General features: G+C 64.1%; 18 protein-coding genes. 11 read left to right on the forward strand and 7 right to left on the reverse strand.

The window, feature by feature from the left end; genetic code table 11:
- The first annotated feature begins 11 nt into the window (after positions 1-11).
- Both GJ700_RS24850 and GJ700_RS24855 read left to right on the forward strand, forming a co-directional pair.
- The gene (locus GJ700_RS24850) at positions 12-2828 is read left to right on the forward strand and encodes a DUF2339 domain-containing protein (protein WP_195764009.1); all 2817 of its coding nucleotides are present in this window, start codon (positions 12-14) and stop codon (positions 2826-2828) included.
- Positions 2825-4507, forward strand: coding sequence for a DUF3999 family protein (locus GJ700_RS24855; protein WP_154379005.1), 1683 nt, complete (start codon positions 2825-2827; stop codon positions 4505-4507). Before GJ700_RS24850 ends, GJ700_RS24855 begins: the two co-directional genes overlap by 4 nt.
- 1 nt (position 4508) lies before the next feature.
- Here the strand turns inward: GJ700_RS24855 and GJ700_RS24860 are convergent, their stop codons facing one another.
- From GJ700_RS24860 to GJ700_RS24880, 5 genes are read right to left on the reverse strand one after another with little or no spacing between them, the layout of a single operon-like run.
- Complete coding sequence (locus tag GJ700_RS24860) at positions 4509-5600, reverse strand: ABC transporter ATP-binding protein (protein WP_229507231.1); 1092 nt, start codon at positions 5598-5600, stop codon at positions 4509-4511.
- A 14-nt stretch (positions 5601-5614) separates the two neighbouring features.
- Positions 5615-7390: an ABC transporter permease gene (locus tag GJ700_RS24865; protein ID WP_154379008.1), complete on the reverse strand. Its 1776-nt coding sequence runs from the start codon at positions 7388-7390 to the stop codon at positions 5615-5617.
- 48 nt (positions 7391-7438) lie between these two features.
- Positions 7439-8521, reverse strand: a complete 1083-nt coding sequence (locus GJ700_RS24870) for an ABC transporter substrate-binding protein (protein ID WP_154379010.1) — start codon at positions 8519-8521, stop codon at positions 7439-7441.
- A gap of 42 nt (positions 8522-8563) precedes the next feature.
- Positions 8564-9574 (reverse strand): tripartite tricarboxylate transporter substrate binding protein, encoded by a 1011-nt coding sequence (locus GJ700_RS24875; RefSeq protein WP_154379012.1) that lies wholly within the window; start codon positions 9572-9574, stop codon positions 8564-8566.
- 26 nt (positions 9575-9600) lie between these two features.
- On the reverse strand, positions 9601-10659 hold the full coding sequence (locus GJ700_RS24880) for a porin (RefSeq protein ID WP_154379014.1): 1059 nt from the start codon (positions 10657-10659) through the stop codon (positions 9601-9603).
- 199 nt (positions 10660-10858) lie between these two features.
- On the opposite strand from GJ700_RS24880, the gene GJ700_RS24885 reads away from it, so the two are divergent.
- The 7 genes from GJ700_RS24885 to GJ700_RS24915 all read left to right on the forward strand — a co-directional run bounded on the left by GJ700_RS24885 (position 10859) and on the right by GJ700_RS24915 (position 18628).
- Positions 10859-11551, forward strand: a complete 693-nt coding sequence (locus tag GJ700_RS24885; protein WP_154379016.1) for a response regulator — start codon at positions 10859-10861, stop codon at positions 11549-11551.
- Complete coding sequence (locus GJ700_RS24890) at positions 11551-12993, forward strand: sensor histidine kinase (RefSeq protein WP_154379018.1); 1443 nt, start codon at positions 11551-11553, stop codon at positions 12991-12993. The genes GJ700_RS24885 and GJ700_RS24890 overlap by 1 nt, the downstream gene beginning before the upstream one ends.
- Before the next feature lie 171 nt (positions 12994-13164).
- Positions 13165-14610: a sensor histidine kinase gene (locus tag GJ700_RS24895; protein WP_154379020.1), complete on the forward strand. Its 1446-nt coding sequence runs from the start codon at positions 13165-13167 to the stop codon at positions 14608-14610.
- Complete coding sequence (locus GJ700_RS24900) at positions 14600-15190, forward strand: hypothetical protein (RefSeq protein WP_229507232.1); 591 nt, start codon at positions 14600-14602, stop codon at positions 15188-15190. Before GJ700_RS24895 ends, GJ700_RS24900 begins: the two co-directional genes overlap by 11 nt.
- Positions 15174-16556, forward strand: a complete 1383-nt coding sequence (locus GJ700_RS24905) for a sigma 54-interacting transcriptional regulator (protein WP_154379022.1) — start codon at positions 15174-15176, stop codon at positions 16554-16556. The genes GJ700_RS24900 and GJ700_RS24905 overlap by 17 nt, the downstream gene beginning before the upstream one ends.
- Before the next feature lie 237 nt (positions 16557-16793).
- On the forward strand, positions 16794-17114 hold the full coding sequence (locus tag GJ700_RS24910) for a BON domain-containing protein (protein WP_154379024.1): 321 nt from the start codon (positions 16794-16796) through the stop codon (positions 17112-17114).
- 221 nt (positions 17115-17335) lie between these two features.
- Positions 17336-18628 (forward strand): glycosyltransferase, encoded by a 1293-nt coding sequence (locus GJ700_RS24915; protein ID WP_154379026.1) that lies wholly within the window; start codon positions 17336-17338, stop codon positions 18626-18628.
- A 47-nt stretch (positions 18629-18675) separates the two neighbouring features.
- Here the strand turns inward: GJ700_RS24915 and GJ700_RS24920 are convergent, their stop codons facing one another.
- Positions 18676-19998: a homoserine dehydrogenase gene (locus GJ700_RS24920; protein ID WP_154379028.1), complete on the reverse strand. Its 1323-nt coding sequence runs from the start codon at positions 19996-19998 to the stop codon at positions 18676-18678.
- Between the two features lie 51 nt (positions 19999-20049).
- Positions 20050-21282 (reverse strand): pyridoxal phosphate-dependent aminotransferase, encoded by a 1233-nt coding sequence (locus tag GJ700_RS24925; protein WP_154379029.1) that lies wholly within the window; start codon positions 21280-21282, stop codon positions 20050-20052.
- 262 nt (positions 21283-21544) lie between these two features.
- Here GJ700_RS24925 and GJ700_RS24930 point away from each other — a divergent pair, with 262 nt between their 5' ends.
- Both GJ700_RS24930 and GJ700_RS24935 read left to right on the forward strand, forming a co-directional pair.
- On the forward strand, positions 21545-21922 hold the full coding sequence (locus GJ700_RS24930) for an Mth938-like domain-containing protein (RefSeq protein WP_154379031.1): 378 nt from the start codon (positions 21545-21547) through the stop codon (positions 21920-21922).
- A 104-nt stretch (positions 21923-22026) separates the two neighbouring features.
- Positions 22027-22491, forward strand: a complete 465-nt coding sequence (locus GJ700_RS24935; protein ID WP_371868116.1) for a peroxiredoxin — start codon at positions 22027-22029, stop codon at positions 22489-22491.
- The last annotated feature ends 170 nt before the right edge of the window (positions 22492-22661 follow it).

Here is a 22661-nt window from a genome sequence, read left to right on the forward strand (position 1 = left end):
AAGGACCCATCATGGAACAAGGCAATACGCAGCCCACTTTCAACAACGGCGCCGGCGGCGTTCATCCGCCGCCGGTGGATTTCAATGAACGGCTGCGCGAGTGGGTATTCGGCGGCAATGTGGTGGCCAAACTGGGCTTGCTGATCCTGTTCATGGGATTGTGCTTCCTGCTGAAATACCTGGCCGGAAATTATGTGGTCCGCATCGAATACCAGGCCGCCGGCGTGGCGGCCGGCGCCCTGGCGCTGCTGGCGTGGGGCTGGCGCATCCGCCTGGCGCGGCCCGGCATCAGCCTGCCCGTGCAAGGCACGGCATTGTCGCTGCTGATGCTGACCACCTTCGCCGCCTCGAAGAATTACCACTTGATCCCGGACGCCACGGCCATCGCGCTGCTGGCGATCTTCGTCGGCTTCACGTGCCTGCTGGCGGTGCTGCAAGACTCCGTGTGGCTGGCCGTGTTCGGCATCATCGGCGGCTTCGCCACGCCGGTGCTGATGTCGGACGGCAGCGGCAACCACGTGGCGCTGTTCACGTGGTGCGCGATACTCAACGCGGGCATCATCGTCATGGCCGCGCTGAAATCGTGGCGGGTACTCAATGTCCTGGGTTTCCTGTGCACGTTCGTGCTGGCCACGTCGTGGGGCGTGCTCAATTACCAGCCCGCGCATTACCTGACGTCGCAAGGCTTCCTGATCCTGTTCCTGCTGATGTACATTGCCGTCGCCATGTTTTACGCGCGGCAGCAGGCGCCGCGCCTGACGCACTATGTGGACGGCACGCTGGTGTTCGGCGCACCGCTGGCGGCCATGGGCTTGCAATACGGGCTGGTGCAGGACATGCCATTCGGCATGGCGTATTCCGCGCTGGCGCTCGGCGTACTGTACCTGTGCCTGGCCATTTTCGTCATGCGCCGCATGGGAGAACATTGCCGCCTGCTGGGCGAAGCATTCATGGCGCTGGGCATCGTGTCGGCCACGCTGGCGATACCGTATGGTGTGGACGACCGCTGGATGTCCGCCGCGTGGGCGCTGGAAGGCGCAGGCGTGATCTGGACCGGCCTGCGCCAGCGCCGCACGCTGGCATGGTGCTTCGGCTTGCTGGTGCAACTGGCATCGTGGGTATCGTTCCTGCGCGCCGTCAGCGTAATGACCGAGAAGACCATCGCGCAAAGCCACATGTCGATCGGCTTTGCCATCCTGGCCGTTGCGGCATTATTCACCGCGCTGCAATTCCGCACGGCGGACGAACAGACGCTGAAACCGTTCTCCGTGGAGACGGGCCGGAACCTGGCGGAATTGCTGTTGCCAATTGCCGCCGTATGGCTGCTGTCCGGGGCCTGGACGGAAGTGACGGTGCAGTTGGATGCCTACGCGGAATTGAATTGGCTGGTCGCCAGTACCATTGCTATCGCGGCGCTGCTGTACGGGATTTGCCTGCACTGGCAATGGCGTACCGCCGGCTGGCTGGCGCAGGTGGCGCTGGTGCTCGCCAGCGCGGCCTTTATCCTGCTGACCAACCTGGATTGGGCCCGCAACACCGGCTCGTTCGTCGACAGTGCGATCCCCGCCGCGCTGATGCTGGCCATCAGCCTGTCAGTGGTGTGCGAACGCCGCCATGCGGCTGATCCGGACGCGCCCGGCAATGGCGCGATGCTGGCTTTTTCCGGCGTCGCCTGGTTTGTCGTCGCCCTGCCCGCGCTGGCGGCATGGGGCAGCGGCGTGGCCGCTGTAAAGATCCCGTTTGAAACCTTGCCATTCAGCTGGTCGCTGTACCTGATGCTGGTGGCGGCGCTGGCGACCGTGGCCTTGCTGGTGGCGCAGCGCCGCGCGTGGCCCCAACTGGCGTGGCTGTCGGTGCCCGCGTTTGGCGCGCAACTGTTTGCCGGCGGCGCGGCGCTGCTCTGGCTATACCTGTTCGACGAATTGCCCGATGCGGCGCTGTGCGCCGCCGGCGTGATGGCGTGGGTGGCGGCAGGTAACGCACTGGCCTTGTGGCGCCGCAGCGGCTGGATCGCGCAAGGCACGATATCGACCATGCTGCACCTGCAACTGGTGGCCATGCCGCTGCTGATGATCTGGCCCGCGCTGCGGGTCTACCTGTCCGGCATGACCGGGCTGGGAGACGAATGGCGCCTTTATCTGCCCGCATGGGGCACGATGGCCGCCACGGCATGGCTGTTGCACCGCGCCGCGCGCGACGCCTGGCCGCTGCATCCGCTGACGCTGTGGCACCGCCGCATCACCTTGCGCATGGCGGTTGGCTGGTCGCTGCTGGTGGCCGTCGCGTGGAACTTCACTTCCGACGGCAGCATGGCGCCGCTGCCGTATGTGCCGGTGCTGAATCCGCTGGACCTGACCACCGGTTTTGCCGCGCTGCTGGCCATCGCTTACTGGCGCGCGGCGGATCCGGAAGTGAAAGCCCGCTGGGCCCGCCGCATGCAGCTGGCCGGGGCGGCCGGCGCGTGGCTGTGGCTGAACCTGATGCTGCTGCGCAGCGTGTCGCACTACCTGGGCGTCCCCTACACACTGGACGATCTGCTGGCATCCCAGGTCACGCAAGCCACGCTGTCGCTGGCGTGGAGCGGTACGGCGCTGGCGCTGATGCGGCATGCCGCCGTGCGCATCCGTCCCCGCCAGTGGGGTGTGGGCGCAGTCCTGCTGCTGGCCGTGGTGGCCAAGCTGTTCCTGGTGGACCTGCACAGCCGCACGGATTTTGCCACCATCATGGCGTTTATCGGCGTCGGCTTGCTGATGGTGGCGATCGGGTATGCGGCGCCGCTGCCACGGCGCGGCGGCATGGACAACGCCACTGGCAATGGTGCCGCATGAAGCGCAGCGTCATCCTTGCCTGCGCTTGCGCGGTGCTGTGCGCGCCATGGCCCGCATTGGCCGGCGGCGCGGCCGTGCCGGATACCCCGGCCGCCTACGCGTGGTCGCTCCCCGTCACGGCGGCGGACGACAATGGCGTCCACGCGTTGCGGCTGCCGCCGGCCGTGTACCTGCACGCGCAATCGGCCCGGCTGGCGGACATCCGCCTGTTCGACCGGCGCGGCCTGCCGGTGCCCTATGCGCTGCGCCATCCGCCCACCGACACGTACACGGATGCCCGTGAACTGCCGCTGCGCATCTTCCCGCTGTACCGTCAGCCGGGCGCGCCGCCATCGGTATCCACCTCGGCATTGCAGGGCGACTTCAAGCTGGAGCTGCGCACCGACAGCGACGGGCGGCTGCTGTCCGTCACCGGCGGCGGCCCGGCAACGCGCACACCGTCATCGGCGCAAGCGCCGGCGCTGGAGACACTGGTGCTGGACCTGGGCGTGTCCAGCCGCGCCACGCCGCCCACCGTGACGGCGCTGCGCTTTGCGCCACCCAAGGGCAACGCCACCTACACGGCGCAAGTGTGGCTGGAAGCCAGCGACGATCTGCGCGACTGGCGGCCGCTGGGCGCGGCGGACTTGCAATGGCTGTCCGCCACCGATGGCGCCATCCTCGCGTGCGACGTGCTGGCGTTCGAGCCGTCGCAATTCCGCTATGCGCGCCTGACGTGGCGCAACGGCACACCCGCCCTGTTTGCCGGCATCACGGCGCTGTCCGTCAGCCAGCGGCAAAGCGCGCCGGCCATGGACCATGCCGAGCTGACACCGGTGGCGGGCCGCGTGCCGGGCGACCTGGTATATGCGGCGGGCATCGGCATCCCGGCCGAGCGGGCCGGCATGCAATTCGCCACGCCCAATGCCGTGTATGCGGCCATGCTGGGCAGCTACCGCGATACCACACTCGCGCCCGCGGCGGCAGCCGAAGCTCCCGTGCCGCAGCGGCGGCATCATCACCATTTGCGCGGACATTTACACGGACATTTGCACCGCCATCAGCCCTACCGGTATGACGATCCCCCGGCGCAGCCAGCCGCGTTGCCTGCCGATCCGTTCGTGCCGGTCGCCAGCGCCACGTTTTACGACATCACGCAGGATGGCAGGCGCCGGCGCTCTGGCGGCCTGCCCATGCCGGCAACGCAACTGGCGCAATGGGTGGTGCGGCCATACAGCCCGCAATATGCGGCCCTGCCGCTGTCGCAGGCGCCCAAACTGCAACTGTCGTGGACTCCGGCGACGCTGCTGTTCCTCGCCAACGGCAATGGCCCGTACACGCTGGCGTTTGGGCGCGCCGGGGCGCCGATGATGGAACATGACCTGGGTCATGTCGCACCCGGCTACTCGGAGAGGGAATTGCGCGCGCTGCCGCAGGCGGAGGCCGGCGCGGCGCGGCAAACCGTGACCTCGGCCGTCGCCAGCCCGCCGGCCACGGTTGCCGCTGCGGGCCATGCGCCGTTGGCAAACACGACGCTGGCGCCCGGCAAGCCGATTGCGGCGCCGGGCAAATCCATCCCCGGCACCGTGGCCACGCTGTCCGACCACACGCTGCTGTGGGGCGTGCTGCTGGCCGGCGTGGCGGGGCTGGCTTACCTCACGGTGCGTCTGCTGAAACCGCCAGGGGAAAACGGATCGTAAATCAGAACACCCACAACCGGTCCGCCGGCATGTGCAGCCAGTACGTGCCCGCATCGAGCTTGTACTTCGAATATGCGCGCAAGTGCATCTGGCCGGACGCATCGCCAAAGATGCATTCCCAGCGGTCGCCCAGGTACATGCACGTGATCAGCGGCAGCGGCACCGCGTTCGGCGTACTTTCCGCGCGCACCACGACTTCCTCCACGCGGATCACGGTGGCCGGTTCCGCTTCGCCCTTGCCGCGCGCCGTCGCCTGCAGAAGCACACCGTTGACGTCCAGGGTGACGGCGCTGCCGTCGCGGCCCACCACCTTGGCCGGCAAGCGGTTGTTACTGCCCATGAATTCCGCCGTGAACAGCGTGTTCGGCGTTTCATACATGCTTTGCGGATTGCCCTGCTGTTCGATCTTGCCGTTATTGAGCAGCAGGATGCGGTCGGAAATCGCCATCGCTTCGCCCTGGTCGTGCGTCACCATCAGCGCCGACAAGCCCAGGCGCACGATCAGTTCACGCAGGAACGAACGGGCTTCTTCACGCAGCTTGGCGTCCAGGTTGGACAGCGGCTCGTCCAGCAGGATCACTGGCGGGTTGTACACCAGCGCGCGGGCGATCGCCACGCGCTGCTGCTGGCCGCCGGACATCTGGTGGGGGAAGCGCTCGGCCAGGTGTCCCAGGCCCAGTTGCTTCAACACTTCCATCACGCGTTCCTTGATTTCCGTGGCGCCCATCTTGCGCAGCTTCAGGCCATAGGCCACGTTGTCGAACACCGTCTTGTGGGGCCACAGCGCGTACGACTGGAACACCAGGCCCAGGCTGCGCTGTTCGGCCGGCATTTCATAGTTGCGGGAGCCGTCGAACACTACGCGGTCGCCAATGGCGATGGTGCCCAGCTTCGGACTTTCCAGGCCCGCCACGGCGCGCAGCAAGGTGGTCTTGCCGCTGCCCGAAGGGCCCAGCAGGGCCACCACTTCGCCCTTTTGCAGGTGCATCGACACGCCCTTCAGGATCGGGTTGGCGGTCGCGCCGCTGCCATATTCCAGGTGCAGGTCGTTGACAGTCAATTCATTGGTCGTGTTCATGATGTCTCGTTTCATGATGTAGTTGTTCCTTAGTTATGCAGCTTGACGCCAAAGCGCAGCGCGACACCCAGGCCGATGGCCACCAGCGTGATATTGATGAACGACAGCGCCGCCACCAGGTCGGTCGAACCGCCCGCCCACAGCGACACCAGCATGGCGCCGATCACTTCCGTACCGGGCGACAGCAGGTACACGCCGGTCGAGTATTCGCGCTCGAAGATCAGGAACACCATCAGCCACGCGCCCATCAGGCCGAATTTGATCAGCGGCAGCGTGACGTCGCGCGTGACCTGGCCCCGCTTGGCGCCGACCGCGCGCGCCGCTTCTTCCAGTTCCGGGCCCACCTGCAGCAGCGCGGTGGAAATCAGGCGCATGCCGTAGGCCAGCCACACCACCGAATACGCCAGCCACACGGCGAAGATGGTCGAACGCACGGAACGCAGCGCGGGAATGAAGTGTTCGGACATCCACATTGCAATCGCGTTGTCGGAACCCTTGAAGAAACCGTCCAGCCACGAAGGCACGAACAGGAACACCCACAGGAACGCCAGGCCGGCCAGCAGGCCCGGCACGGCGCGCGGCACCAGCACGCTGTAGTCCAGCAGGCGGGTGATGCCATCCGGCTTGCGGTGCATGGCCAGCGCGATGGCGCTGTAGCAGGCCACCGCCATGCCGCCGCCGATCACGCCGATCAGCACCGTGTTGAGGATGGCGCGCATCAGGCCGTGGTTCTCGAAAATATCGCGGAAATGCTGCAACGTCAGCACGTCGGCCAGCTTCACGCCCTCGCCCCAGTACTGCACGAACGAGCGCAGCACGATGCCCGACAGCGGCACGACGATGGTGAACAGCAGCCAGGCGAACAGCACGCCGAAAGCCAGCCATTTCCATTTACCCAGTGGCATGGCCTTGGTGCGTGCGCCCTTGCCCTTGATCGACACGTATTTGTTGGCCGACTTCAGCAGGTGGCGCTGCAGCATCACCAGCGGCAGGGTCACCATCACCAGGCACACGGCGACAGCGGCCATCAGGTGGTACGACGGCGTGCCCAGCTTGTTGGTCAGCTTGTACAGGTAAGTGGCCAGCACCAGGTGGCCTTCCGGGTCGCCCAGCACCAGCACCAGGCCGAAGACTTCAAAGCCGAGGAAGAACACCAGCACGCCGGCATACGACAGCGCCGGCATGATCATCGGCAGCGACACGTTCATCATCACCTGCAGCGGCGAAGCGCCGGCGACGCGGGCCGCCTCCTCCACGTCGGAGCCCAGGCTTTTCAGCGCGGACGAGGCGTACAGGTAGACGTGCGGCACGTGGGTCAGGCCGGCGATGATGACGATGCTGGTGAACGAATAGATGTTCCACGGGATGAAGCCGAGCAAATCCTTGGCCCACGTCGAATAGAAGCCGACCGGGCCCATCGCCACCACGTAACCAAAGCCCATCACCATCGGCGACACGAAAATCGGCACCAGCAGCATCGGCGCGATCCAGCCGCGGCCCGGCAAATCCGTGCGCACCATCAGGAACGCCAGCGCGCCGCCCAGCGGCACGGCAATGACGGTCAGGCCGGTGGCCAGCAGCGCGCCATTCTTGAACGCCATCGTGAAATCGGTGTCTTCAAAGATGAAGCGGTAAGCATCCAGGCTGATTTCCTTGTCCGGCATGAAGAAGGGCGCGGACAGGAAGCTCTGGTAAAAAATCAGGTACAGCGGCAGGAAAATCGCGACGGCGGTCAGCACGACCACCAGTCCGCGCGGCCAGTTCAGTGCGCGGCGGCCATTGCCTGGCAGGGTTAAAGTTTGCATGTTCGGGTCCTCACACGTTAGACGGGCCGGGGAGGCCCGCCATGCGAATTACTTCTTGCCAGCCGTTTCTTTCCACTGCTTCAGGAAAGCCATGCGCTTCTGTGGTCCCAGGAATTGCAGCAGGATCGGATGCACGGGCACCGGACGCACATTGTCCTTGCCGACTTGCTTGATCAGGTCGGCCGACGTGGTCTCGCCCGTCACGTCCTGGCGGATCGCATACAGCTTGGATTCGTTGGCGATCACGGTCTGGCCGCGGTGCGACAGCATGTAGTCCAGCCACAGCTTGGCCGCGTTGACGTTTTTCGCGGCCTTGTTGATGAACACCACGCGCGACATCACCAGCGTGTAATCCTTCGGCAGCATTACGCCGATCGACGGGTCGGTCTTGGCGCGCACCAGCGCGTACGAGCCCAGCACGTTGTAGCCGATCAGGTTTTCACCGGACGAGATCCGTTCCATCATGGTGCCGGTCGACGACTGCACGCGCACGCGCGCGGCGCCGAACGCGTTTTCCAGCTCCAGGAATTTCGGATATTCCTTGGCGTCCTGCGTCATGAACATGAAGCCCACGCCGGATTTTTCGATGTCGTAGGTGGTGACCTTGTCGGCGAACTTCGGCTGCTTGATCAGGTTGACGAAGTCGGCGTGGGTCTGCGGCACTTCCTTGGCATCGACCAGGCGCTTGTTGTAGACGAAGGCGGCCGGCTCGAACGTGGTGCCATACGCCTTGTCATCCCAGATCGCCCACGATGGCAGCTTGGCGCTTTCCGCCGACTTGTATTGCAGCGCATGGCCGTCGGAGGCGAGGCGCATCTGCAAGTCCATGGCGGACGACCACATGACGTCGGCCGTGTTGCCGCCGGCGGCAGCTTCCGAGATGAAGCGGTTGTACACTTCGGTGGAATTCATGTCGTTGTATTCGACCGTGATGCCGGGGAATTGCGCGGAAAAGTCCTTCACCAGCGGCTGCGTGGCCTTGCTGTCGGTGGCGCCATAGATCACCAGCTTGCCTTCTTTTTTCGCGCCATCGATGATTTTTTGATAATCGGCCGGATAGCCGGCAGGCACCTGTGCAAAAGCTACAGACGTGCAGAGGGCGGCCGCAACGGCCAGGGTCGTTTTCAACATGGTGATCTCCGATTATTGGATGTTTGGTTACTTGTGTGTTTCTCAGCGCACCAGGCCGAATTCCCTGGCGCGTTTGCCGTAGTCGTCCACGGCTTTCCTGACATAAACGGTGAGTGCATCGCCTGTCAGGGCAAAGGGGTAAAGTCCGGACGCCGCGCGCAATTGCGCGAATTCCTTGCTGGCCAACATACGTTCGAAGCGCTGGACCCAGGCGTTGTAATCGGCGTCGGCCACCTGCGGTCCCATCCAGACCCCGCGGATCACCGGCCATACCACGTCGATACCCTGCTCTTTCGCCGTCGGCACGCCGGCCAGCGCGCCGGGCAAGCGTTCGTTCGACAGCACGGCCAGCACGCGGGTCTTGTCCGGCGTGGCGTTGAGCGAGGCTTCCGATGCATCGCCCGACACCACTTGCACATAGTTGGCGTGCATCGCGGTGAAGGCTTCGCCGCCGCCTTCCAGCGCCACGAACCGCAGCGCTTTCGGGTCGATGCCGGCCGCGCGCGCCACCAGCGCCATCTTCAGCCAGTCCTGGCTGCCGATGGTGCCGGACACCCCGATCAGCACTTGTTCGGGGTGCTTTTTCAACGCCGTCAGCAAATCGGCCAGCGTCTTGAACGGCGAATCGGCCCGCACCGCGATCATGCCGTAGTCGGCGCCCAGCGCGGCCACCCAGCGCACGTCGGCAGCGGTCGCCTTGCCGAACTTGCCCTGCGCGATGTTGAGCAGCGAACCGCCGGAAAACACCACCAGCGTGTCCGGCTCCGCACGGCGCTGCGACACCAGCTGGTGCCAGGCGACGGCGCCGATGCCGCCCGGTACGTAGCTGATGTGCATGTCCTGCTTGCTGTGCTGGTCGCCATGCGGCATCGCCTGCAAGCCCTTCAGCGCCAGCTTGCACGTCACGTCCATCGCACCGCCCGGCTTGGACGGTACGATGCACTCGGTGCGCTGGCCGGCCCCGCCCTTGGCGCCCGCGCCGGCGCCGGCCAGCGCCCTGGCCGGGGCGGCTGCGGTGGCGGCAAGTGCGATCAGGGCGGTGCGGCGTTGCATGGCTGGGCTCTTTTACTATTGGAAGCTTAGAAGCGGTGCTGGATGCCGCCGATTACGCCGCGCTGGTTGGTGCCGAAACCGGCGTCGTCACGCGACAGGCCCGTCAGCTGGCCATTCTTGGCCTTGGCATACGCGGTGGCCACATACAGGTCAGTGCGCTTGGACAGCGCGTAGCGCACGCGCGCCACGTACATGGTCGGATCGGCATCCTTGCCTGCCGCCACGTTTTTCACGTCGATGTGGTAAATCGCGCCCGTCAGGGTCACGTTCGGCTGCACCTTGTAGGCGACGCCGCCCCACACGGTGGTGGCTTCCACGTCCGCCGTGGCGGCCTTGCCAGCCACGGTCTTGAAGTCGCGCACCACGCCGAACAATTTCCATGCGCCCGTTTCATAGCTGGCGCCCACGTGCCATACCGTGTTTTCATCGCGGTTGCCGGTGGCCGGGACCACGTTGCCGTTGATACGTTCCCACGTCGCCATCAGTCCCAGGCCATTGGCATTATAGGCAACATTGCCGGCGACCTTGCGGCTGTCGGCCGCGCCGGTGGTTTGTTCGCCCAGGCCCACGGTGGCGCCGTATTTCAGGTTGCCGGTGCTGCCCGAGTATTTAATCAGGTTATCGAAACCGGTGGTGAAGCCGTATTTCGAAGGACCGGTGGCCGGGCCGCTGGTGGCCCAGGAATACGATGGCGCGAAGCCCATCGGGTCATAGGAAATCACGGTGTCGTACACGGTCGTGAAGGAGCGGCCCAGCACCAGCTTGCCCCAGCTGCCTTCCAGGCCCACGTTGGCCTGGCGGCGGAACAGCGCCGTATCCATGTTGCCGGTATCGAGCAGGATACCGCCTTCCAGCTGGAAAACGGCTTTCAGGCCGCCACCCAGGTCTTCCGACCCGCGGAAACCCCAGCGCGACGTATTCATGCCGCCGGACACCACTTTCGTCACGCCGCTGCCATTGGCCGCCGCGTGGGATACGTTTTCAACGCCGGCGTCGATCAAACCATACACCTGGACATTGCTTTCTGCGTGGGCCGCACCTGCTGCGAGGGCGAGGATGGCGAGGGACATTGCGGACTTCTTCATGGACGTCTCCTATAGATATAATTGTTTGAAATAATGCTGATAACTAAATATCAGGACTCCACTATAGGTCGCGCTTCCTTTCAATTGCCTTTCAGTGAATCTTTCACTGCAGGCTTTTGCAACAGTCCCAGAAAAAAGTTTTACTTTTCCCTTCCGCGCAACGATGATGCACGCGTGGAGACATCCGGAACAACATCATATGCGTATCCTGCTGGTCGAAGACCATATTGAATTACAGCGATCCCTGGCCAAAGCGCTGCGCGACGCCCACTTGACCGTCGAGTGCGCGGACAATGGCGCCGACGCGGACGCCCTGCTGCATACCCAGGATTATGCGCTAGTGATCCTCGACTTGACGCTGCCGAAAATGGACGGCCTCGAAGTCTTGAAACGCTTGCGCGCACGGGGCGGCGCGCGGGGCAAGACGCCGGTCTTGATCCTGACGGCGCGCGGCGGCCTGGAAGAACGGGTACAGGGACTGAACCTGGGCGCCGACGATTACCTGGCAAAACCGTTCGAACTGGCGGAACTGGAAGCCCGCGTGAAAGCGCAACTGCGGCGCAGCGTCGGCAATGAGGCGGTGGTGCACACCTGCGGCGCATTGCATTTCGACACCGTGAGCCGCATGTTCAGCTACCACGGCAATGCGCTGGCGCTGACGCCGCGCGAACACGCGGTGCTGGAAGCGCTGATTTCCCGCAGCGGCCGCGCCGTGTCGAAGGAAAAGCTGTTCGATGAAGTGTTTGCGCTGGAAGACGACGCCAACCTGGACGCGATCGACCTGTACATCCACCGCGTGCGCAAGAAGCTGGAAAGCACGCAGCCGGGCGCCGCCGCCATTACCACCCTGCGCGGCATCGGCTACCTGCTGCAACCGCGCGACGGCGGCTGATGGACGCCGCGGCGGACAGCGCCGGCTCCGCCCCGCTGGGCAGCCTGCGCACGCAACTGCTGCGCTGGCTGCTGATTCCGCTGATCGTGCTGATGGCGATTAACGCAGTCTCGGTCTACCGCAATGCGCTCGACGCGGCCGACATGGCGTATGACCGCTCGCTGCTGGCGTCCACCCGCGCCCTGGCCGAACGGGTTTCCATCTCCGATGGCAACGTGGTGGTCGACGTGCCCTACGTGGCGCTCGACAGTTTCGAGACCGATACGCTGGGCCGCATCTATTACAAGGTTACCGGGCTGAAAGGCGAAACCGTATCCGGTTTCGGCGACCTGCCGCCTGTGCCGCCCAACGTGCCCCGCTCGGAAGCCTATCCGGCGCTGGTGCGCTTTTACCATGCCGACTACAACGGCCAGCCGGTGCGCATTGCCGCGCTGGTGCAGCCCGTCTATGACGATTCCATGCGCGGCATGGCGCTGATCCAGGTGGCGGAAACCACGGACGCGCGGCGCGGCCTGTCGATCCAGATCCTGCGCGATACGCTGGCATGGCAGGCATGGGTGGTGCTGGCGGCGACGTTGCTGGTGTGGTTCGCCGTGCGGCTGGTGCTGCGCCCCCTGATGCGCCTGCGGGCAGAGGTGGAAATGCGCAGCGCGTCGGACTTGCACGACGTCGATCCGGCGCTGGTGCACCGCGAAGTGCGGCCGCTGGTGGAAGCCATGAATGGTTCGATGTCGCGCATCCGCAGCCTGATCGCGTCGCAGCGGCGCTTCATTGCCGACGCGTCGCACCAGTTGCGCACGCCGCTGACGGTCTTGAAAACGCAGTCGGAAATGGCGCTGCGTGAAATTAACCGCAACGAAGCGCCGCCCGACAAGGAAGCGTTGCGCGCGATGGTGTCCGGCATCGCCGCCACCACGGATGCCGCCGTGCACCTGGCCAACCGCTTGCTGATGCTGGCCCGCATCGAGCACAGCGGCGACGTGGCGCCGGTACCGGTGGGCTTGCGCGAACTGGCGCAAAATGTGGCGCTGCAACTGGCCGTGGCGGCGGTGGGCAAGCAGATCGACCTGGCGCTGGAAGCGGAGCACGAAGCCGTCGTGCGCGGTCAGCCCTTGCTGTTGCAGGAAATGGTCTCCAACCTGGTCGACAATGCGCTGCGCTATACGCCGCCCGGCGGCAGCGTCACCGTGCGCGTGCTGCCTGGCGGCGGCAAGCTGGTGCTGGAAGTGGAAGACAGCGGCGCGGGCATCCCGGAAAGCGAACGGGAACGGGTGTTTTCGCCGTTTTACCGGGCCGCCGCGTCGATGCAGGTGAATCCGGGCGGCGCGGGGCTGGGATTGGCCATCGTGCGCGATATCGCCGTGCTGCATGGCGGCACGGTCTCCTTATCGGAGGGCGCGGGCGGCAAGGGCCTGAAGGTCACCGTCACCTTCCCCGGCTGACCTCCCCTTCCCCACGGGGCCTGGCCCTTTCTCCATGGGGCCTGGCCCCTTTTGTACTATCGTTCGCACGGGGACCGATAGCCGGTATGCCGGTATGCCAACCGGACGCCGTCTTTCCGGGCGTTGCACTATCATCACGCCACCCTGTAATCCGCCCTGCCCACAACGCCCATGTTCCCGAAACTTTCGTTTCGACAATTATCGCTGGGCGTTTTTGTACTGATTGCGGCGCTGCTGGGCGCCACATCCGTGCACGCCCTGCTGACCCTGGACCGCCTTGCCGCACACAGCCGCGAAGCGGGCCGGCACGCGGTCGCGCTGGCGGAACAGGCGCAGCGCCTCAGTGAGCGGGGTGTCGCGATGGAGCGCAGCGCGCGCCAGTTCCTGGTGCTGGACGACCCCGCCTTCCGCGACCGCTACGCCGACGCATGGCGCGACGCGCAGGCGGCGCTGGCGGCCATTGCTGCCGGCATGCCCGGCGCGCAACACGGTGCGCTGGCGGACTGGCGCGCGCGGGGCGAAGCGGTGGCTGCCGTGCTGCAATCCGCGCCCGAACTGCGCAACGGCAAGCGGATCCAGGGCCGCCGTGCCCTGAGCCAGTCGCTGGACCAGGCGCTGTCCGGCCTGCCCGCGCTGAGCCAGTTGCTGGAAGACTCCGTGCGGCACGAAGTCGAACGGCGTAACCAGGCGCTGCTCGATGAACTGGACCAGCGCCGCCGTTTGCTGACCAGCCAGGTCATTATCTCCGTGGCGCTGGCGGCGCTGCTGGCGCTGGGTTTTGGCGCCTGGCTGTCGCGGCCGCTGAAACAGATTGAACAGGCCATCGACCGCCTGGGCGGCAACCGTTATGACGAAGCCATCGCCGTGCAGGGGCCGGGCGACTTGCGCCGGCTCGGCATGCAGCTGGACTGGCTGCGCGTGCGGCTGGCCGAAGTGGAAGCGGACAAGGCGCGCTTTGTCCGCCACGTGTCGCATGAATTGAAAACCCCGCTGGCCGCGCTGGTGGAAGGCGTGTCGCTGCTGGAAGATGAAGTGCCCGGTGCGCTGTCGCCGCAGCAGCGGGAAATTGCCGCCATTCTGCGCCAGAACACGGTGTCGTTGCAGGCGCAAATCGAGGATTTGTTGCGCTTTAACGAAGCGGGTTTCGCCGCGCAGCGGTTGCGGCGCACGATGACGGAGCCGCGCGTGCTGCTGGACAGCGTGCTGGCGGCCCAGCGCCTGCAAAGCCAGGCGCGCGGCGTGCACTGCGTGGTGGAAGGCGATGCGCGCCCGCTGCCATTGGACCGCGAACTGATGTCCGCCGCGCTGGGCAACCTGCTGTCGAACGCATTGCGCTTTTCGCCGCCGGGCGGCGCCGTGCACTTCACACTGTCGGAAGCGCCCGGCATGCTGGCCATCGATTGCCGCGACCAGGGTCCCGGCGTCGCGCCGCAGGATGCCGAACGCATTTTCGAACCGTTTTACCAGGGCGAACGCCAGCCCGCCAGCGCCCGCCGCGGCAACGGCATCGGCCTGTCCATCGTGCGTGAATACGTGCAGGCGCATGGCGGCGCATTGCACCTGATGCCGTCTGCCGGCGGCGCCCATTTTCGAATCGAGTTGCCTTATGACGAATGACTACTTATCTCGCGGCACACCGCCGGCGTTGCCGACGTTGCTACCGTTGTTGCTGCCCTTGCTGCTGTCCGCGCTGCTGGCCGGCTGCGGCATGCCGCTGATGCCGGCGCCCGCCTCCATCGTGCTGCCGCAACCGCCCGCCGACGCGCCGCCGTCCGCCACCTTGATGTTGCCCGACGAAACCGCGCCGCTGCTGGCCTATCACCAGCAGGTACGCCGCATGACGCAGGGTGAATTGCTGCAGGAACTGGCCGCACTGGGCATGCGCCAGCCGACGCCGCGCGTGGCGCTGCAAATGGGCATGTTGCTGCTGTGGACGCGCGGCGCGGGCGACCTGACGCGGGCACAGGCGCAATTCGATACCGTGGCGTCGACGCCGCACCCGCTGGCGCCGCTGGCGTCGCTGCTGTCGGCCCAGTGCCAGGAGCTGCGCCGCCTGGCCGAACATGGCGATAAACTGGCTGCGCAACTGAAGGAAAACCAGCGCAAGACCGATCAATTGACGGAAACGCTGGAAAGCCTGAAAGCCATCGAGCGCAACTTGCCGGCACGGGGAGCAAGCAATGAACGGCAACGATAACAACGACATCAACGCCGGCCCCGGCGCCCCCATCCTGCTGGTCGACGACGACGCCGACTTGCTGCGCCTGCTGTCATTGCGGCTGTCCGCCAATGGCTATGCGGTGACGGCCGTGGCCAGCGCGGAAGCGGCGCTGGCGCAATTGGACATTGCCCTGCCATCGCTGGTGATCAGCGATATCCGCCTGCCCGGCAAGGATGGCATGGCGCTGTTCCAGCACATCCGCACACGCCATCCGGCGCTGCCCGTGATCCTGCTGACGGCGCACGGCACCATCCCCGACGCGGTGGAAGCCACGCGGCTGGGCGCCTTTGCCTATCTCACCAAGCCGTTCGACGCCAAGGTCTTGCTGGAGCGCATCGCGCAAGCCTTGCAACTGAGTGCGCCGCCTCAGCAACAGGGGACGGACAACCAGCAGTGGCGCGAAGAAATCGTCAGCCGCAGCCACACGATGGCGGAACTGCTGGCCGAAGCGCGGCTGGTGGCGGCCTCCGACGCCAGCATCCTGATCAAGGGTGAAAGCGGCACCGGCAAGGAATTGCTGGCGCGCGCCATCCACCGCGCCAGCCGCCGCGCGAAAGCGCCCTTCATCGCCGTCAATTGCGGCGCGATCCCCGAACCCCTGCTGGAATCGGAATTGTTCGGCCACGTGAAAGGCGCGTTCACGGGCGCCGTGGCCGCCCGCGAAGGCCTGGTACAGGCGGCCGACGGCGGCACCCTGTTCCTCGATGAAATCGGCGACATGCCGCTGCTGCTGCAAGTGAAATTGCTGCGCGTGCTGCAGGAACGGGTGGTGCGGCAACTGGGGTCGGACACGGGCAAACCGGTCGACGTGCGCATCCTGTCCGCCACGCACCGCGACCTGGACGCGGCCATGCGGGAAGGCCAGTTCCGCGAAGACTTGTATTACCGCCTGAACGTCATCACGCTGACGTTGCCGCCGCTGTCCGAACGGCGCGAAGACATTGCGTTGCTGGCCACGCGCTTCCTGCAATCGCTGGCGGCCAAATACGGCAAGCAGGTGACGGGCTTCGCACCGGATGCGCTGGAGGCGCTGACGCGCGCGCCGTGGCCCGGCAATGTGCGGCAACTGGTCAACGTGGTGGAACACGTGTGTGCGCTGGCCACGTCGCCGCTGGCGCCGCTGTCGCTGGTGCAGCGCGCGCTGAAAGTGCCTTCGCTGGAAGTGCTCAGCTATACGGAAGCCAAGCAGCGTTTCGAGCGGCAATACCTGGTGCAATTGCTAAAGCTGACCGATGGCAATGTGGCCGACGCGGCCCGCCTGGCCGAGCGCAACCGCACGGAGTTTTACCGGCTGTTGCAGCGCCACGAACTGGATGCGGCGCTGTTCCGGACCGAATCCTGACGGTTGTCGCCCCCGGGCGACAAGCCTAAGTCATTGATTTTCAAAGCATTGCAGGGCTAGCAGCAATAGCCTGTCGCCGCAGCCCGACAAATCCCCGCCCGCCATTCATTCCTCGCATCAACTAAATTAGCTAACCCATTGATTTGTAAAGAAATCAATGAGCTGGCACGCCGTTTGCTGTAAGGAGATCAACGTCACAAGGCGTTCTTGAACAACCTTCTTAATGGAGTAGCGAATATGACGAATACCATTTCCCGCCTGCTGGCCGCCGCCGCCTTCACCGCATTCTCCGCCGCCGCCCTGTCTCCTGCTTACGCCGCCGGCCAGCAGGAAGGCGCCATGGCTGGCGCCGCTGTCGCCACGGCCGACAGCGCACTGAATGCCAAAGTCAAAGCCGCGCTGGCTGACTTCAAAGGCGTTTCGGCCACCACCAGCCAAGGCGTGGTGACCTTGTCGGGCCAGGTCGCCAACACCGATACCGGCACCAAGGCAATCCAGGCTGCCTCCAGCGTGGACGGTGTGAAGGAAGTGAAGAGTGAGTTGACGGTCGCTAAGTGACCTGGTTGGACCGAGTTGTAGATGTACCTCGTAGTAGTAGTGGTATCCCCGCAGTAGCTGTATCCCCGTAGTAAACCTGCTACCCGCAGGTGCAGCACCGTAGTTGAAGTGGCTTTACCCAGCGTAATTTTTTCCGGGCCGCGAGCGATCGCCGCCCGGTTTTTTTTTGCCAATCCATGCCATTCATGCCACGATGGCGTTTTTACAATCAGGAAATATCCATGAAGATCGGCATGCAGACCTGGGGCAGCCACGGCGACATCCGGCCATTCCTCGCTTTGGCGGAAGGATTACAAACCGCAGGGCATGACGTCACACTGGTCATCACCTGCGTCGACAGCGCCGCGTATGCCGGTATCACGTCCGCCGCCGGGGTCCAACTGCGCATTATCGCGTCGCCCGTCATCGCGCCTGACGAGGCCGAACGCATCGGCGCGGCCGCCGTCCGCATGCGCAATCCGATGACGCAGGTGGCGTCGTTGATGGATCACTGCTACTTGCCGGCGGAAGAACCCATGTTTGTCGCAGCCCGGCAATTGAGTACGGAATGCGATGTGCTGATCGGCCATTACTTCCTGCACCCGCTCCATGTCGCGGCCGAACACGCGGGCAAACCTTATGTCAGCATCGTGCTGTCGCATGCCGCCGTGCCCAGCGCCTGCAATTGTCCCGTCAACCATCCATTCGGCCGGGCCGGCAACCGTTTCCTGTGGTGGCTGACGCGCACGGCAATGCAACGCGCGCTGAGCCGCTATTCCAACCGGCTGCGCAAACGCATGAATTTGCCACTGGTGCGCGATGTGGTGAACGAAGTGTGGCTGTCGCGGCGCCTGACCCTGGTCGGCGTCAGCCCGGCCATCTGCGCGCGGCAGCCGGACTGGCCGCAGGCGGTGCAAGTCACCGGCTTCCTCGATATGCCGAACATGCCGCTCGAAGGCGACATCGGCGCTGAACTGGCCGCCTTCCTGGCGGCAGGAGAAGCGCCCGTGTATATGACGACGGGCAGCTGGATGCCGCGCGATATCGCATTGCAAAGCAACACCTTGCAACTGTTCACGCAAGCGGCGCGGCTGGCCGGCTGCCGCGCCATCATCCAGAGCCGCGACGCGCAGGCGTGTGGTTTTACCTCGGACAACAACATCCTGTATATCGGCGCCGCCCCGCACCATGCCGTGTTTCCCCGCTGCCGCGCCGTGGTCCACCATGGCGGCGCGGGCACGACGCAATCGGTCACCTTGGCGGGCATGCCGTCAGTGGTGCTTGCCCATATCAGCGAGCAGGAACACTGGGGCCGCGAATTGCAGCGTCTGGGTTGCGCGGGGAAACCACTGCACGTACGCAGCGTGACGCCCCGAAAGCTGGCGGCGCGCATCACGGAAGTACTGCAATCGCCCTCCATGGCGCAGCAGGCGCAGGCGGTTGCGCGCGCGATGGCGCAGGAAAACGGCGTCGCGGCGGCGGTGCGGATCATCGGTGAAACGTTCGGGCGCGAGGGGCGGCGGATCGCCGCCTGATAAAAAAAGCGGGCCGCAGCCCGCTTTTCATTGGCGCCAACCGCAGGTCAGCTCAGGTTTTCCAGGCGGATCTTGGTGACTTCGCCCAGCACCGTGGACAGCGCTTCCATCTTGGCGATGGCCGCCACGACATTTTTTTCCTGGGTCTGGTGCGTCAGGATCACGATGTCGGTGCGGGTTTCGTTGTCGGCCGGTTCTTTTTGCATCATGGCGTCGATGGAAATCGTCGCATCGGCCAGGATGCGGGTCAGGTCGGCCAGCACGCCAGGCTGGTCCACCACGTTCAGGCGCAGGTAGTAGCTGGTGGTGATTTCCGACATCGGCAGGATCTGGATGTCGGTCAGCGCGTTCGGCTGGAACGCCAGGTGCGGCACGCGGTGTTCCGGATCGGCCGTCGCCAGGCGGGTGATGTCGACCAGGTCGGCAATCACGGCCGAAGCGGTCGGCTCGGCGCCCGCGCCTTTGCCGTAGTACAGCGTGGCGCCGACGGCGTCGCCCTGCACCAGCACCGCGTTCATCGCGCCTTCCACGTTGGCGATCAGGCGTTTGGCCGGAATCAGGGTCGGGTGCACGCGCAACTCGATGCCTTCCACGCCGTTCACGACGGCGCGCTTGGCGATGCCCAGCAGCTTGATGCGGTAGCCCAGTTGCTCGGCATACTGGATGTCCACGGCTTGCAGCTTGGTGATGCCTTCCACGTGCGCCTTGTCGAACTGCACGGGGATACCGAACGCGATCGCCGACATGATGGTGGCTTTGTGGGCGGCGTCGACACCTTCGATGTCGAAGGTCGGATCGGCTTCCGCATAGCCCAGGCGCTGCGCTTCTTTCAGCACGGTGTCGAAGTCCAGGCCCTTGTCGCGCATCTCGGACAGGATGAAGTTGGTGGTGCCGTTGATGATGCCGGCCAGCCACTGGATGCGGTTGGCGGTCAAGCCTTCGCGCAGCGATTTGATGATCGGGATGCCGCCGGCCACGGCCGCTTCGAACGCCACCATCACGCCCTTGGCTTGCGCGGCAGCGAAGATTTCATTGCCGTGCGTGGCCAGCAGCGCCTTGTTGGCCGTCACCACATGCTTGCCATTGGCGATCGCCTGCAAAACCAGCTCGCGCGCAATGCCATAGCCGCCGATCAGTTCGATGACGATATCGATTTCCGGATCGTTGACGATTTCACGCGCGTCGGCCACGACTTTGCATTTGCCGCCGGTCAGCTCGTTGGCGCGTGCAGTGTTCAGGTCGGCAACGGCAATAATTTCAATACCACGGCCTGCGCGGCGGGTAATCTCTTCCTGGTTGCGTGCCAATACGTTGAACGTGCCGGCACCAACGGTGCCAATGCCTAACAAGCCTACTTTGATGGGTTTCATAATGGTGGGTTTCCTTGCAGCGCCGGCCCGGAAGGACAGGCGCTGTGTTAATCAGATTGGGCTGCCGTGGCGCTTGCGGTAGCTTTCCATGAAGCGCGCGATACGTCCGAACGCTTCCGTCATGTCGTCGGTATTCGGCAAGAATACGACGCGGAAGTGGTCGGGCGCAATCCAGTTGAATCCGGTGCCCTGGACGATAAGTACTTTGGTTTCTGCCAGCAGGTCATACGCGAACTGCTGGTCATCCGCGATCGGGTAGATCTTCGGATCAAGACGCGGGAACATGTACAGCGCGGCTTTCGGCTTGACGCAAGTGACGCCCGGGATATCGGTCAGCAGCTGGTAAGCCAGATCGCGTTGCTTCAACAGGCGCCCGCCCGGCCCCACCAGATCCTGTATGCTCTGGTAGCCTCCGAGCGCAGTCTGGATGGCAAACTGGCCCGGCGCGTTGGCGCACAAACGCATCGAAGCCAGCATGTTCAGGCCTTCGATGTAATCCTTGGCGTGGCGTTTCTCGCCCGACACCACCATCCAGCCGGCGCGGTAGCCGCACGAACGGTAGTTTTTCGACAAGCCGTTGAACGTCACGAACAGGATGTCGTCCGCCAGCGAGGCGATCGACGTGTGCTCGTTGCCGTCATACAGCACCTTGTCATAGATTTCATCCGCATAGATGATCAACTGGTGCTGGCGCGCCAGTTCGATAATCTGCAGCAGGATTTCGTCCGGATACAGCGCGCCCGTCGGGTTGTTCGGGTTGATCACGACGATCGCCTTGGTATTCGGCGTGATCTTCTTGCGCATGTCGTCGATGTCCGGATACCAGTCCTGCTGCTCGTCGCACACGTAGTGCACGGGCGTGCCGCCGGACAGGCTGACGGCGGCGGTCCACAACGGGTAATCCGGCGCCGGCACCAGCACTTCATCGCCGGTATTGAGCAGCGCATTCATCGACATCACGATCAATTCGGATGCGCCGTTACCCAGGTAGATATCGTCGATGGCGACACCGGCGATTTTTTTGCCCTGCGTGTAATGCATGACGGCCTTGCGCGGCGCGAACATGCCTTTGGAATCCGTGTAGCCCGCCGCGTTCGGCAGGTTGACCATCATGTCGTGGACGATTTCGTCCGGCGGATCGAAGCCGAATACGGCAAGGTTGCCGATATTGAGCTTCGTGATCTTGTGGCCCTCTTCCTCCATCTGGCGCGCCTTTTCCGGCACGGGACCGCGGATTTCATAGCAAACTTCCGCCAGCTTGTTCGATTTTTGAACCGGTCGCAAAATCTGATCCTAACTTTCTTGGTGGCTTTTGGTGCATCCCGCGCTAGAAAATTCGGTCAGGAGACCGATAAAATTCGCCCGATTGCGATTTCCGTGCGCGTCAATATCACCTGAATGGTGCATTGCGAAAATACCCATTCTGCCGAAAGCGCCCCATTAAATCAACTGCCGGGGGCCCCGGATCACGTGAAAACGTTACAATAGCTATAGAAATCGCGTCCCTTTACGCAAAATTACGCTAATTTACGCTCAGATACACGCTATGAAGCTCCATCCAAGCAGCACCCAGCAATACCAGACCGTGACCGGTTACTTTATTGGCGGGGTCGAAATCAATGCCCAGCCCTTCAATTACAACCTGTATATGTTGCCGGAAGTGGCGCCCCGCCCATGGCCGGTGGAATCGTTCGAGGCGCTGGCCGTCGAGCACTTCGAGTTGCTGGCGGCGGACCAGCCGGACGTCGTGATCCTCGGCACAGGCGAACGCCAGCGCTTCGTGCATCCGCGCCTGACCAATCCGCTGCTGAGCAAGCGCATCGGTGTCGAATGCATGGACACCAACGCCGCTTGCCGTACCTACAATATTTTGATGGGCGAAGGCCGCAGGGTGACCCTGGCGCTGCTGTTCGATAAGAAATAACAACATTTCCAGTGTTGAAATTCAACAATCCGCCCCCACGTGGATAACTGCTGGGTACGCTGCCAGCACAGAAAACAGCGCCATCCCGTTCCAGGAGAACCTCCGTGGCTGACAGCCAAACTGTTGCACCCCTCGCCGACTTTTCCGCCGCGATGACCAGCGGCCAGACCTTCCAGCTGTCGGGCCGCCCCGCGAAATATACGGTGCTGTTCTTTTACCCGAAGGACAATACCCCTGGCTGCACCACCGAGAACATGGCGTTCCGCGATGCGTACGGCCAGTTCCAGGCAGCCGGGGTGGAAATTTATGGCATCAGCCGCGATTCGCTGCGCTCGCACGAAAATTTCAAGGCCAAACTGGGACTGCCGTTTGAACTGATTTCCGACCCCGATGAAACCGTCTGCAATCTCTTCAATGTCATGAAGATGAAGCAAATGTACGGTAAGACTGTCAGGGGCGTTGAGCGCAGCACGTTTATCGTTGACGCTCAAGGCCGATTGGTGAAAGAATGGAGAGGCGTGAAGGTTGCTACTCACGTTGATGAAGTACTGGATTTCGTCAAAAACTAAGCGCTTTGAGTCAAACTAGTTCACCCACCAACTGTACCTCGGTGGCGTATGCCACCTCCCGGTACCCACATCGGGCGTTCCCCGCCCGCGGCAGTCTTGTTTTAACTTTCCGTCAGCATCCACCCCATGCGCCGCTACTTGCGCGGCGTGTCCAATGGGCGGACCCATCA

Origin of the sequence: Pseudoduganella rivuli, assembly GCF_009674485.1 — a bacterium.
GTDB classification, from domain to species: domain Bacteria; phylum Pseudomonadota; class Gammaproteobacteria; order Burkholderiales; family Burkholderiaceae_D; genus Rugamonas; species Rugamonas rivuli_B.